Genomic DNA, 14,193 nt, shown 5'->3' on the forward strand with positions numbered 1-14,193 from the left:
AAACACCAATGAAAAAAATATTTGATAATACACAAAATGCTTTTAGCCTAAAAAGCGATACGGAGTTAGAAAGGGCTCATTTTTTGTTTAAAGTTATTGATTCAGAACCTTTGGTTAAAATAGGAACAGCAGTAACCAATTTTGCTCTAAAAGCAAAATTACCAGTAGAAGGTTTAATTAGAGCTACTGTTTTTGATCATTTTTGTGGAGGCGTTTCTGAAGACGATTGTATTCCAGTAGTGGATAAAATGTTTACAAAAGGTGTTTCATCTGTTTTAGATTACTCTGTAGAAGGAAAAGAAGACGAGTCAGCTTTTGATGATGCAATGAATAAGACCTTAAAAATTATTCTTTTTGCAAAAGAAAAAAAAGCAATCCCTTTTGCTGTTTTTAAACCTACTGGATTCGGACGATTTGAATTATATCAAAAAATAGGCGAAGGAGAAGAATTGACCGAATCAGAACAAGCAGAGTGGAAACGAGTAGAAGAGCGTTTTGATAAAGTGTGTAAGTCAGCTCATGAAAATGATATAGCGCTATTAATTGATGGAGAAGAAAGTTGGATGCAAGATGCGGCTGATAATTTGGTAGCGCAAATGATGCAAAAGTATAACAAAGAAAAAGCCATAGTATATAATACACTACAAATGTATCGTTGGGATCGTTTGAAATATTTGAAAAATTTGCATGCTCAAGCCGAAAAAGAAGGATTTCATATAGGAATGAAGTTAGTTCGTGGTGCTTATATGGAAAAAGAAAATGCAAGAGCACAAGAAAAAGGCTATAAAAGTCCAATATGCGAATCCAAACAAGCAACCGATTCTAATTTTAACGATGCCGTAGCTTACATGATGGAACATATAGACAAAATGGCCATTTTTGCAGGAACTCATAATGAAGATAGCTCATATAAACTAATGGAAATGATGGTGCATGAAGGAATAGCGAAGGATGATTTTAGAGTTTGGTTTGGTCAGTTATACGGAATGAGCGATAATATTAGCTATAATTTAGCAGCTAATGGTTATAATGTGGCTAAATATTTACCTTTCGGCCCCGTTAAAGACGTAATGCCCTATTTAATTAGAAGAGCAGAAGAAAACACTTCAGTTGCAGGTCAAACAAGTAGAGAACTGACTCTGATTAAAAGAGAGCGAAATAGAAGAAAAGGAGAATAAAAGACATTGCAGTTTTATTTTTCTTCCGATCTTTAAAACTGCAAATTTTATGATATTATATAATTTAGATGAATTTAACTATTTTAGGTTGTTATGCCGCTACCCCTAGGACATTTACCAATCCTACATCACAAGTTTTAGAAATTAGTAATCGATTATTTTTAATTGACTGTGGAGAAGGAACACAAACTCAGTTACGAAAAAATAAAATTCGTTTTACAGCTATTAATCAAATTTTTATTTCTCATTTACATGGAGATCACTTTTATGGGTTAATAGGATTAATTTCTACTTTTACCTTGCTTAACCGACATAATTCGTTAACCATTTACGGTCCCGTCGGGATAAAAGAGGTTATTAAGCTACAACTTCGTTTAGCTAATTCATGGCCTCAGTACGAGCTAAATTTTGTAGAACTTAAATCTAAACAATCCGAAATTATATATGAAGATAAAAAAGTAATAGTACGAACAATTCCTTTAAAACATAGAGTTTATACAAACGGATTTTTATTTACAGAAAAAACTAAAGAACGTAAACTAAATGTAGATAAAATACAAGAATATGGAATAGAGACTTGTTATTTTCAAAATATAAAAAACGGACACGATATTGTCTTAGATAATGGTACCGTAGTTCCAAACCATGTTTTAAGCCTTGATCCTCCTAAATCAAAAAGCTATGCTTTTTGTTCTGATACACAATACGATGAAAGTATAGTGCCTATCATTAAAGGAGTGCAAGTCCTTTATCATGAGTCTACATTTTTAAATACAGAAGAACATATCGCCGAAAAAACAATGCACTCAACCGCTCAGCAAGCCGCTCAAATTGCTCAACAAGCTAATGCAGAAAAATTAATTTTAGGACATTATTCCACTCGTTATGAATCTATAAAGCCTTTTAAAAAAGAGGCAGAAACTGTATTTAAAAATGTATTACTAGGCGATGATGGTGTTAATTTTAAATTTTAAAACTCTTTTAAGTCTATAACGACTGTTAATTTGAAGGTGATGATTGTAAGAATAAAATTAACTTTATATCTTGTAGTTAATAGTAAACTTTACAAGTGAAAATATGAATACATAAAAAAATCACCAATACTATAAGTTTGTGAGGTAGGAGTAGAAGGGCGAAAAGTATTTTTATATTTCAGATCATTCCCATTTAAGTAAAGATAGCGAAGTAATTCACCTTGTTAGTTCTAATAAAATAGAATTTTAAATAAATGAAAAAGAATTGAAAACTTCAGAAAAATGCGATGAAGTTATTGTTAAATCACCTCTCCTGAAGTTTAGAGTTATTTAATAAATCTTTCTAAATAAAAACTTAAATTCCAAATAAAATTATTATAAAAAGATAACTCTAAACTTTTTATTTTTACATATAGCATTATAATATACATACTATACTAAATAGATGTTGAAAAAAATCTATTCTTTTACAATGTAGTAAGGATATTAGATTAAACACAGATTGTATATTAGACTTCGTGGTGAATATGAAAAGGCAAAGGAAATAAAAACACAGAAATTTTTTTTGCAGTTGTGGGAACAAAAGCCGTAACTTAACGCGTTGTTTGTCACTTCGACCAAAGGGAGAAGTCATGTTATCAAAATTATGTTATTTCTCCTGTTGTATAAATAATAAGATTTTAAACTTTTAAGACAATCTAACAAAAGGCAAAAAGAATGCTTTTTTAGATTCAAAGTTCTTGTTTATTTGGAATAAATTTCTAGTGCATAATTTGGTTTAAAAAGAGTTTAAAAACCATTCAAATTAACTTTAAAAACTAGAAAGAAAAATAAGTAAGTAACTACGTTAGTTTTTTTAAGTAAACAGGTAAAATAGAATAGGTATTTCTTAAATAATAAAAGACGACAATAAATAAGAATAAAATGGAAGATTTAAGCAATTATAGAAAAATATATCAAAAAAGTGAATTGTTGGAAATAAATATTCCAGAAGATCCTATAAATCTTTTTCACCGTTGGTTTCATGAAGTAGAAGAATTTGGAGGAGTAGACGAAGTAAATGCTATGACTGTTTCAACAATAGGATTAGATGGTTTTCCAAAGGCAAGAGTAGTCTTGTTAAAAAAATACAACGAAGAAGGGTTCATTTTTTATACCAATTATTTATCAGAAAAAGGGAAAGCAATTAGTATAAATCCCAATATATGTCTTTCTTTTTTTTGGCATTCGATGGAACGTCAAGTAATTATAAAAGGAAAAGCAAAAAAGTAACAGCATCCATTTCAGACGCCTATTTTGATTCAAGACCCGATGGTAGTAAATTAGGAGCAATTGTTTCAAAACAAAGTGAAGTAATTCCAAGTAGAGCCTTTTTAGATCAAAAGCTATACGAATTAGAAATAGATTTAAAAGGAAAAGAAATTATTCGGCCTGATTATTGGGGCGGTTTTTTAGTAGAACCAAAAGAAGTAGAGTTTTGGCAAGGACGCCCGAATCGTTTACATGATCGAATTAGATACAAACTAAAAGAGGATTTTACTTGGGAAATGGATAGGTTATCACCTTAAAATCATTATTTTTGTAAGGTATTTCTTATTTTTTTAAATAAAATTATGTTTTTTATCGATTTTATTTGCTCTTTAATCGAAAATTGTTTTATATTTGTATCAGAAATCAAAACAACATTTGTTTTTAGAGTTTTAATAAATCTGAAAATAAATTCATGATAGTTTAGTTTTTTAGTTTGTTTATTTGATTGAGAAGTGCCTCTTATCCCCAAGAATAGAGGTGCTTTCTTTCATTTTTAGGAAGTATTGAAACGTTTTAATAATAAACCTTATCTTGTTTTGTCATAAAAATAAAAAAGACCAACTTTTTAAAGTTGGTCTTTTTATTTTTTTAAATACGGTCAATTCCAAAAGTTGAAGATTAGGTAAAAAAAGCAGATCTGTAAGCCGGATTCTGTACATAAAAAATATGTCCTTATCATTTATCTAGTCAAATTATTGCTAATTTGATCCATCTGCCTACCCCTCAGCAACGGGCGAGCAACCCTTAACTGCTGATATACATGGCATTTCACCGCATAGAGTTTACCTGATTTCACTACAGCATTACCTGTACATCCTTTCTGTTGCACTTGTCCTCCCTTAAATTTCTTTAAAGTGACGGGCGTTACCCGCTATGCTCGCTCTGTGGTGTCCGGACTTTCCTCCCCTTAAATATTTTAAGAAGCGATAAGGCGACCTGCTGTGCAAATTTAAGAATAGAATTGATATAATTATGGAATTGATAGATTAAAAATTTAATTTATAAAATAAACTAGAAAATTCAAGTGTTTAAGTCTTGCAGATGAGATAGGTTATGTAATATATGATAAAACAAAAAAGATGAAGAAATTGTGAAAATACACGAAAAACTTTACAGTGTCAGAATAAAAATGGAATGTTTTTTTAGATTTAAAATCATTTTAATGCAGAATAAATTAGTATCATTTAAATTTAATAAGAAAACAAAGGAGTGTAGCCTTTCCTAATTTATACTTATTTCTATTTGTTTTTGTTTAGAATACTTTTTTGTTAACTACTATTAATTTATTAGCGATGATTAGTGAATTCACTTGTGTATAAATTAAAATAAATAAAAAGAAATTTCCTTTTGGAAGCTATAGGTTTAATCTGTTATATTTGTAATTCATTTTTATCTATGGAACAGTTTATTGTATCAGCTCGTAAATATAGACCTCAAACATTTAAAGATGTAGTGGGGCAGCAGGCTATTACTAATACATTATTAAATGCCATTGATAATAATCATTTAGCTCAAGCTTTGTTGTTTACAGGGCCAAGAGGAGTTGGTAAAACAACTTGTGCTCGAATCTTAGCAAGAAAAATTAATCAAGAAGGATATGATGATCCGAATGAAGATTTTGCTTTTAATGTATTTGAGTTAGATGCGGCTTCTAATAACTCAGTAGATGATATTCGTAATTTAATAGATCAAGTACGTATACCCCCTCAAACAGGTAAATATAAAGTATATATCATAGATGAGGTACACATGTTGTCAACTGCCGCTTTTAATGCTTTTTTAAAAACATTAGAAGAGCCTCCTAAACATGCTATATTTATACTCGCTACAACGGAAAAACATAAAATTATACCAACTATTTTATCTCGTTGTCAAATTTTTGATTTCAAGAGAATAACAGTTAAAGACGCTAAAGAACATTTAGCAGAAGTAGCAAGAAGTCAAAGTATACTATTTGAAGACGATGCTTTACATATAATTGCACAAAAAGCAGATGGAGCTATGCGTGATGCTTTGTCTATTTTTGATCGAGTGGTTTCTTATTGTGGAAAAAATTTAACAAGAGCTGCTGTTACTGAAAATTTGAATGTTCTTGATTTTGAGTACTATATTAAAGTAACAGATTTAATTTTAGAAAATAAAATTCCCGATTTGTTATTAGCTTATAATGAAATTTTAGCAAAAGGTTTTGATAGTCATCACTTTGTTGCAGGTTTGGCTTCTCATTTTAGGAATTTATTAGTTTGTAAAAATCCAGCAACCCTAGTATTGTTAGAAGCAGGAGAACACGCTCAAAAGTTATATGGAGAACAAGCGCAAAAAGCAACACAAGATTTTTTACTACAAGGTATTGAATTGGCTAATGATTGTGATTTAAAATATAAAGCATCTCAAAATCAGCGACTTTTAGTAGAATTGTGTTTAATGCAGTTAGCCTCTATCACTTTTGATGGAGAAAAAAAAAGCTAACTCATTTATAATTCCACCCACTTATTATAAAAATTCCAGTTTTTCTATTACAGAAGTAAAACCAGTTGTTCATAATCCAATTTCTCAAGTTGCTAATACTGAAGATGAATTAAAAAAAGTTGAAATAACTCAACAACAGATAGAAACTAAATCTGTAACCCCTCAAAATACAGAACCTAAATTATCCTCTTTATCATTGTCCAGTATTAGGATTAAAAAGAATTAGAAGCGCAACTAAAACCAGAGCAAAAACAGCACGACGAATTACCTGTAGAACCGTTTACAGAAACAGAAATGTTAGAGCAATGGTTGAAGTATGCACAAAAATTAGGTAATAAAGGATATAAGATCTTAGAATCTTTGATGTTAATTAATGATCCCATTTTAGAAGGAACCACCATTATTCATGAATTACCTAACGAAAGTTCAAAAATAGATTTTGAAGGAGAAAAGCATGACCTTTTGGGATATCTAAGAGGTAAATTGCATAATCACACCATTAATCTAGAAATTAGACTCAATGAGACGATTGAAACAAAAAAAAGCATTTACAGCAGAGGAAAAATATCAATTAATGCGAGATATCAATCCTGCCTTAGATGTTCTAAGAAAATTGTTCGATTTAGATGTTTGATATGAATTTATTTTTTTATAAATAGCTTATTCAAGAAATCGTATTTCTTTAACCTAAATTCCGCATTAGACCTCGTGGTAAAGATAAAAAAGGAAAAAGAAGTTATAAATGCACAAAAAAAATTTCTCAAAGTAACGAGTGTTTAAATCTAGATTCTGCATTAGGTTTCGTTGTAAAATAAAATCTTTGAATAAATTCAAATACTCACAAAAAATTTTAGAAGATGAGATAGTCAACTATTTTGGTGAATAAAATGGGAGTACGTGCTTGAATTGGAAGAAAAATAAAGTGGAATAGATTTTTAATACGTAATTCTATCTAACTTAGCTAAAATTATTCTATACGAGATAAGATGGTGTTTGATTATTGATTGTCTTAAAGAGCTTCCAAATGGAAGCTTTTTCACATTTCAGCCAAAATTTAGGAGGGGATAAATTCATCATTTTATAGATAGGCTTAGCACGCAAGTATAAGTTAGTTCTCATTTGTCAAAGAACAATACTTTCTTGAAATCTGGGTTAAAGTCTTTTTACTTATAATAAATTTCCAACCTGTAAATAGAGTTAGAATATGTCATTTTGACTTGTTTTTGTTTGTTTTTTATTTTAAATATAGACATTTTGTCCTAAATAATACAATGGAATATAAATTGTCTATTCTAAATAAAAATAAACTTCAAGCTTAAGTAAAAGATTAAAATTAAAAATGTTGAACTTGAAACTAAAATAAGATGAACTTAAATAATTTAACAATTAAATCACAAGAAACCTTACAAAAAGCACAGCAAATTGCGCAAGGTTACGGACAACAACAATTAGAAAATGAACATATTTTTAAAGGAATATTAGAAGTAGATGAAAATGTAGCTCCTTTTATACTAAAAAAATTGAATGTAAATGTTGAACTTTTTAAAAAAATAATAGAAAGTACCATTCAAAGTTTTCCTAAAGTATCAGGGGGAGATTTGATGCTTTCTCGCGAAGCAAATGCTACTTTAATTGAAGCGAACAATATAGCTAAAAAAATGAATGATGAATATGTTTCAATAGAACATCTCATTTTGGCTATTTTTAAATCAAAAAGTAAAGTAGCCCAGATTTTAAAAGATCAAGGCGTTACAGAAAAAGGGCTTGAGAGCGCTATCGCTGAAATACGAAAAGGAGAACGAGTAACATCTGCATCTGCGGAAGAAACCTATAACTCATTAAGTAAATATGCTAAAAATTTAAACGAATTAGCAAGAACAGGAAAATTAGATCCAGTTATAGGGAGAGACGAAGAAATAAGAAGAGTATTACAAATATTAACAAGACGAACCAAAAACAATCCAATGCTCATAGGTGAACCCGGCGTAGGAAAAACAGCTATAGCAGAAGGATTAGCACATCGAATAGTAGATGGAGATGTACCAGAGAACTTAAAAGATAAAATTGTTTTTTCTTTAGATATGGGAGCCCTTATAGCAGGAGCAAAATATAAAGGAGAGTTTGAAGAACGTTTAAAATCCGTTGTAAAAGAAGTAACCTCGGCAGGAGGAGATATTGTATTGTTTATAGATGAAATCCATACGTTAGTAGGTGCTGGAGGTGGAGAAGGAGCAATGGATGCTGCAAATATATTAAAACCAGCATTAGCAAGAGGGGAATTAAGAGCTATTGGTGCTACTACATTAGATGAATATCAAAAATATTTTGAAAAAGATAAAGCCCTAGAACGTCGTTTTCAAAAAATAAATATTGATGAACCAGATATTGAAAGCGCTATTTCAATATTACGAGGAATTAAAGAAAAATATGAAGCTCATCATAAAGTACGTATCAAAGATGATGCAATTATAGCTGCTGTAGAACTATCCCAACGTTATATCACAAATCGTTTTTTACCCGATAAAGCAATTGATTTAATGGATGAAGCCGCTTCTAAATTACGCATGGAAATCAATTCTAAGCCAGAAGAACTAGATGTTTTAGATCGCAAAATCATGCAATTAGAAATTGAAATCGAAGCCATAAAAAGAGAAAATGATGAAATTAAATTAAAATTATTAGGTATAGATCTCGCTAATTTAAAAGAAGAAAGAAATGAAGTTTTTGCCCGTTGGAAATCAGAAAAAGATCTAGTAGATGGTATTCAAAATGTAAAATTAACAATTGAAGATCTTAAATTAGAAGCAGAAAGAGCAGAAAAAGACGGTGATTATGGTAAAGTAGCTGAAATTAGATATGGGAAAATTAAAGAAGCCCAAGAACGATTGGATCAATTACAAAAACAATTAAAAGAAAATCAGCAAGAAAATACATTAATAAAAGAAGAAGTTACACAAGATGATATTGCCGAAGTAGTAGCTAAATGGACAGGTATACCTGTAGTTAAAATGCTGCAAAGTGAGCGAGAAAAATTATTAAAATTAGAAGATGAATTACATGAAAGAGTCGTAGGACAAGAAGAAGCAATACAGGCTATTAGTGATGCAGTACGCAGGAGTCGCGCAGGATTACAAGATGTGAAAAAACCCATTGGTTCCTTTTTGTTTTTAGGAACAACAGGAGTAGGTAAAACAGAATTAGCTAAAGCATTAGCAGAATATCTTTTTGATGATGAAAATGCCATGACTCGTATTGACATGAGCGAATATCAAGAACGTCATAGTGTAAGTAGATTAGTTGGAGCACCTCCGAGTTATGTTGGATACGATGAAGGGGGACAGCTAACAGAAGCCGTTAGAAGAAAGCCTTATTCCGTAATCTTGCTAGATGAAATTGAAAAAGCACATCCAGATACCTTTAATATTTTATTACAAGTTCTAGATGAAGGTAGATTAACCGATAATAAAGGACGATTAGCAGATTTTAAAAACACAATTATTATCATGACCTCCAATATGGGAAGTCAAATAATACAAGAAAAATTTGAAAATTTAATAGGATCCATAGAAGCCGCTACAGAGTTAGCAAAAATAGAAGTATTAGGGTTATTAAAACAAACAGTTCGACCAGAATTTATTAATAGAATTGATGAGATTGTGATGTTTACACCATTAACAAATGCTAATATTAAAGAAATTGTAACCTTACAGCTAAAAAGTGTTACGAAAATGTTAGCACATCAAAATGTAACAATGGATGCAACTCCCGAAGCTATTAACTATTTGTCAGAAAAAGGATTTGATCCAGAATTTGGTGCAAGACCAGTAAAACGAGTAATTCAAAAAGAAGTTTTAAATCAATTATCTAAAGAAATCTTGGCAGGAAAAATAACAACTGATACTATGATCCTTTTAGATTGTTTTGATAATCACTTGGTTTTCAGAAATCAAGATAATATTAAAAATTAACAACTATTTAAGAACAAAAAAAGAACAAAGAGGATCTCCTAAAGATTGTTGTTTTCATCACAATCAGCGGAAGAAGTTTTATAATTCTGATAATCAAACTTATTATAGAGTTGAATTAGAAAATAAAATGCAAGTACAATCTTTAGGATAGCCTCTTTTTTGTCTAATTCTTAAAATGAATAAATATTTTATCTTATTATTTTTTTATAATACGAATTAAACCCAGATTACGCATTAGACTTGGTTGTGAAACAAAATTTTTCAATAAATTCAAGTGCTCACGGAAAATTTTAGAAGAAGAAATAGTGAACTATTTTGATGATTAAAATTTGAGTACGTGCTTGAATTTGAAGAAAAATAAAGAGGAATAGATTTACTTCGTCTATTCGCTACGCTCGGGTCTAATGCGTAATCTGGGTTAAATGCAACAAAAGTTATAAAATAATAAAAAAACAAAATTTAATAATTATTGTTTAAAATAGGTTTTTATTTCGTTATATTTGATAAAACTATGCGTGCATATTATGTCAAGTTATATTTTATCATTAGATCAAGGAACTACAAGTAGCCGTTCCATTTTATTTGATTTACAAGGAAACGTTGTAGCCGTATCACAAAAAGAATTTTCTCAAATTTTTTCCTACGCCGGGTTGGGTAGAGCATGATCCTATAGAAATTTGGGAATCACAACTAGCCACCATTTTTGAAGTATTAGAAAAAGCCCAAATTAAAGTCTCTCAAATTGAAGCTATTGGTATTACTAATCAACGTGAAACCACAGTATTATGGGATAAAAATACAGGAAAACCTATTTATAACGCAATTGTTTGGCAAGATAGAAGAACTGCTGCCTTTTGTGATGATTTGAAATCTAGAGGATTAAATAATATAATTCAGCAAAAAACAGGGCTAGTCGTTGATTCCTATTTTAGTGGAACAAAAATAAAATGGATTTTAGATAACGTTCAAGAAGCAAGAAAAAGAGTCGAAGAAAATCAAATTTTATTTGGCACCATTGATACTTGGTTACTATGGAATCTAACTCAAGGTAAAGTTCATGCCACAGATGTAAGTAATGCAAGTCGTACCTTATTATGTAACATTCATACTTGTGAATGGGATGAAGAATTGTTAGATATTTTAAATATTCCAGCTTCTATCTTACCACAAATTTGTAGTAGTAGTGAGATTTACGGTTATACAAATGTCTTAAATTCAGAAATTAATATTCCAATTGCAGGTATAGCAGGAGATCAACAAGCAGCTCTTTTTGGTCAAATGTGTATTCAGCCAGGAATGGTTAAAAATACATACGGGACAGGCTGTTTTATGTTAATGAATACAGGAGAAGAACTAATCCCTTCTCAAAACCATTTATTAACAACCGTTGCTTGGAAAATAAACGGTATTACACATTATGCTCTAGAAGGGAGTGTGTTTATTGCAGGCGCCGTTGTACAATGGTTACGGGATGGTTTAGGAATTATAAAATCTTCAGAAGATATAGAAAGACTAGCAAACACAGTACAAACAACAGAAGGTGTTTATGTGGTTCCTGCATTTGCTGGTTTAGGAGCTCCCTATTGGAATCAGCATGCAAGAGGAACCATTACAGGATTAACAAGAGGTACTACATCAGGTCATATAGCTAGAGCATCTTTAGAGAGTATTGCTTATCAAACCCGTGATGTTTTATTAGCCATGCAAGCAGATAGCCATATTTATATAAAAGAATTACGTGTAGATGGAGGAGCTACTGTTAATAATTTACTCATGCAATTTCAGGCAGATTTGTTAAATACTAAAGTAATAAGACCCATTATAACAGAAACAACAGCTTTAGGAGCAGCCTATTTAGCTGGTTTAGCTGTTGGTTTTTGGCAAAGTTTAGAAGAATTACAAAAACAATGGCAAGTACAAAAAGCATTTACATCAACTATGGAACCCGAAATGCGAAATGCTTTAAATGAAGGTTGGAAAAAAGCTATTAATGCCTCATTAGCATCTATATAAATGAACAGACAAAATCAAATAACTAAATTAAAGTCGATAAACGACTTTGATTTTATTATAATAGGAGGTGGAGCAACAGGTTTAGGATGTGCAGTAGACGCAGCTTCTCGTGGATATAAAACGTTATTAGTTGAAAAAAATGACTTTGCAAAAGGTACCTCAAGTAGAGCTACAAAACTAGTTCACGGAGGAGTTCGGTATTTAGCACAAGGTAATGTACGTTTAGTTCGAGAAGCCTTAATAGAAAGAGGAAGATTACTTAAAAATGCACCACATGTTTGTAAAAAAATCCCTTTCGTAATGCCAGCCTATCGTTGGTATGATAAATGGTTTTACGGAATTGGTTTGTGGATTTATGAGTTGTTATCTGGTAAATTAAGTTTAGGAAATACTCGCTTCTTATCAAAAAAACAAACAAAAGAACTGTTACCTGATTTAAAATCAAAAAAAATATCAGGAGGAGTTTTATATTATGATGGACAGTTTGATGACAGTCGATTAGCAATAAACCTAGCAAAAACAGCTATTGAACAAGATGCTATAATTGTTAATTATTTTGAAGTATTTGATTTTATAAAAGAAAAAGAAGATTTAAAAGGCATTAAAGTAAAAGATGTACTAACTCAAGAAGAATATTGTATCAGATCAAAAGTAATCATTAATGCTACAGGTGTTTTTGCCGATGATCTATTATCCTTAGCCGAAAATAATATCTCTAAAACTATAGCACCTTCACAAGGTATACATTTAGTAATTGATTCCTGTTTTTTTAAAGGAAATCACGCACTAATGATGCCTAAAACCGATGATGGAAGAGTTTTTTTCGTTATTCCTTGGTATGATAAAATAATTTTAGGGACTACGGACACCGCTATAAATAAGGTTTTAGTCGAACCTCTAGCGTTAGAAGAAGAAATTCAGTTTGTTTTAAATCATTTTAATAAATATTCTTCAAAAAAGATAACAGAAAACGATATCAAAAGTGTATTTGTTGGATTAAGACCTTTAGTGAAAAAAGAAGGGGTAAGTGCTACTAAAGTAATGCCTAGAGATCATGTAGTAACAGTTCTTCCTTCAGGATTAATTCATATTATAGGAGGGAAGTGGACAACTTATAGAAGTATGGCAGAACATACTATAGATACCGCTATTCAAGCCGCTAAATTACCAGTTAAAAAATGCAGAACAAAACAACTAAAAATTCACGGTTGGACTAATCAAAATGATACTACTCATTTTGCTGTTTATGGAACTGATGCACCTCAAATAAAGAAATTATTATATAAAAATACGGAATTAAGAGACTTACTTCACCCTAAATATCCTTATACAAAAGCAGAAGTAGTATGGTTTCTTAGAAATGAAATGGCTCAAACAATAGAAGATATTTTAGCAAGACGTATACGTTTACTGTTTTTAGATGCGCTTGCCTGTTTTGAATGTATAGAGATCGTAGGACAAATAATAGCTTTAGAAAGAGGAATCACATTTCAAAGCATGGAAAAAGAAATAGAAGATTTTAAAAAATTAACCAAGCAATATTTAATTAATTCAAAATGATAAATCCCTTTTTAGCAGAATTTATAGGAACAATGATCTTATTATTATTGGGTAACGGAGTAGTTGCTAATGTTGTTTTAAATAAAACAAAAGGTAATAATGGAGGTTGGATTGTTATCACTTTTGGATGGGCAATAGCTGTTTTTGTAGGAGTATATATGACAGCATCAAGTAGTGGGGCACATTTAAATCCCATTGTATCATTCGTTTTAGCTATTTTAGGAAAATTAGCCTGGAGAGATCTTCCTTTCTATATTATATCCCAGTTTTTAGGTGCTATGGCAGGTTCAATATTGGTTTATTTAACCTACAAAAAACACTATGATCAAACAGAGGATATAGCATTAATAAAAGCTACTTTTTGTAATGAACCAGCTATTAGAAATGTTTCATATAATTTAATTTCAGAAATAATAGGGACTTTTGTTTTAATTTTGGGAATTTTATTCCTAACAGGATCAGAAAAATCGTTAGGAAGTTTGGATGCGTTACCCGTTGCTTTATTAATATTAGGGATAGGCCTTTCATTAGGAGGAGCTACAGGATATGCTATTAATCCAGCACGAGATTTAGGACCTCGTATTGTATATGCCATTTTACCCATTAAACAAAAAGGAAGCCCTGATTGGTCTTATAGTTGGATTCCTGTTTTAGGCCCTATTTTAGGAGGTTTATTGGCGGTTGGGATTTTTATTTTGTTAACTTAGTATTGAATTTAAA

8 protein-coding genes, 1 other RNA gene and 2 pseudogenes are annotated in these 14,193 nt (G+C 30.6%); 10 read left to right on the forward strand and 1 reads right to left on the reverse strand.

From position 1 onward, the window contains the following. Positions 1–8: 8 nt before the first annotated feature. The 3 genes and pseudogenes from JJC05_RS14190 to pdxH all read left to right on the forward strand — a co-directional run bounded on the left by JJC05_RS14190 (position 9) and on the right by pdxH (position 3,720). Positions 9–1,178: a proline dehydrogenase family protein gene (locus JJC05_RS14190; protein WP_105196311.1), complete on the forward strand. Its 1,170-nt coding sequence runs from the start codon at positions 9–11 to the stop codon at positions 1,176–1,178. A gap of 68 nt (positions 1,179–1,246) precedes the next feature. Continuing rightward, the gene (locus tag JJC05_RS14195) at positions 1,247–2,152 is read left to right on the forward strand and encodes a ribonuclease Z (protein ID WP_105196312.1); all 906 of its coding nucleotides are present in this window, start codon (positions 1,247–1,249) and stop codon (positions 2,150–2,152) included. 924 nt (positions 2,153–3,076) lie between these two features. Then, positions 3,077–3,720 (forward strand): annotated as a pseudogene (pdxH, locus tag JJC05_RS14200) (pyridoxamine 5'-phosphate oxidase). Between the two features lie 367 nt (positions 3,721–4,087). Here the strand turns inward: pdxH and rnpB are convergent. Then, positions 4,088–4,406: RNase P RNA component class A (gene rnpB, locus JJC05_RS14205), an RNA gene on the reverse strand. A 452-nt stretch (positions 4,407–4,858) separates the two neighbouring features. Between rnpB and dnaX the strand changes: the two genes are divergently transcribed. The 7 genes and pseudogenes from dnaX to JJC05_RS14235 all read left to right on the forward strand — a co-directional run bounded on the left by dnaX (position 4,859) and on the right by JJC05_RS14235 (position 14,180). Next, the gene (gene dnaX, locus JJC05_RS14210) at positions 4,859–5,932 is read left to right on the forward strand and encodes a DNA polymerase III subunit gamma/tau (protein ID WP_235878902.1); all 1,074 of its coding nucleotides are present in this window, start codon (positions 4,859–4,861) and stop codon (positions 5,930–5,932) included. Then, positions 5,913–6,158: a hypothetical protein gene (locus JJC05_RS17670; RefSeq protein ID WP_258929263.1), complete on the forward strand. Its 246-nt coding sequence runs from the start codon at positions 5,913–5,915 to the stop codon at positions 6,156–6,158. Before dnaX ends, JJC05_RS17670 begins: the two co-directional genes overlap by 20 nt. Before the next feature lie 68 nt (positions 6,159–6,226). Beyond that, positions 6,227–6,571: a DUF8439 domain-containing protein gene (locus JJC05_RS14215; protein WP_258929265.1), complete on the forward strand. Its 345-nt coding sequence runs from the start codon at positions 6,227–6,229 to the stop codon at positions 6,569–6,571. 725 nt (positions 6,572–7,296) lie between these two features. Further along, the gene (gene clpB / locus JJC05_RS14220; RefSeq protein ID WP_235877699.1) at positions 7,297–9,900 is read left to right on the forward strand and encodes an ATP-dependent chaperone ClpB; all 2,604 of its coding nucleotides are present in this window, start codon (positions 7,297–7,299) and stop codon (positions 9,898–9,900) included. Between the two features lie 524 nt (positions 9,901–10,424). Then, positions 10,425–11,913 (forward strand): annotated as a pseudogene (gene glpK / locus JJC05_RS14225) (glycerol kinase GlpK). Further along, positions 11,914–13,473: a glycerol-3-phosphate dehydrogenase/oxidase gene (locus JJC05_RS14230; protein ID WP_105196583.1), complete on the forward strand. Its 1,560-nt coding sequence runs from the start codon at positions 11,914–11,916 to the stop codon at positions 13,471–13,473. It begins immediately after the preceding pseudogene. Continuing rightward, positions 13,473–14,180 (forward strand): MIP/aquaporin family protein, encoded by a 708-nt coding sequence (locus JJC05_RS14235; RefSeq protein WP_164849050.1) that lies wholly within the window; start codon positions 13,473–13,475, stop codon positions 14,178–14,180. Before JJC05_RS14230 ends, JJC05_RS14235 begins: the two co-directional genes overlap by 1 nt. Positions 14,181–14,193 lie beyond the last annotated feature (13 nt).

It is taken from the genome of Flavobacterium davisii (genome assembly GCF_019565505.1).
GTDB classification, from domain to species: Bacteria; Bacteroidota; Bacteroidia; order Flavobacteriales; family Flavobacteriaceae; genus Flavobacterium; species Flavobacterium davisii.

Bases quoted from the DNA above. Each gene is read 5' to 3' on its own strand.
- clpB (WP_235877699.1), top strand. From the start codon at position 7,297: ATGAACTTAAATAATTTAACAATTAAATCACAAGAAACCTTACAAAAA.
- JJC05_RS14190 (WP_105196311.1), top strand. From the start codon at position 9: ATGAAAAAAATATTTGATAATACACAAAATGCTTTTAGCCTAAAAAGC.
- dnaX (WP_235878902.1), top strand. From the start codon at position 4,859: ATGGAACAGTTTATTGTATCAGCTCGTAAATATAGACCTCAAACATTT.
- JJC05_RS14230 (WP_105196583.1), top strand. From the start codon at position 11,914: ATGAACAGACAAAATCAAATAACTAAATTAAAGTCGATAAACGACTTT.
- JJC05_RS17670 (WP_258929263.1), top strand. From the start codon at position 5,913: ATGGAGAAAAAAAAAGCTAACTCATTTATAATTCCACCCACTTATTAT.
- JJC05_RS14195 (WP_105196312.1), top strand. From the start codon at position 1,247: ATGAATTTAACTATTTTAGGTTGTTATGCCGCTACCCCTAGGACATTT.
- JJC05_RS14215 (WP_258929265.1), top strand. From the start codon at position 6,227: ATGTTAGAGCAATGGTTGAAGTATGCACAAAAATTAGGTAATAAAGGA.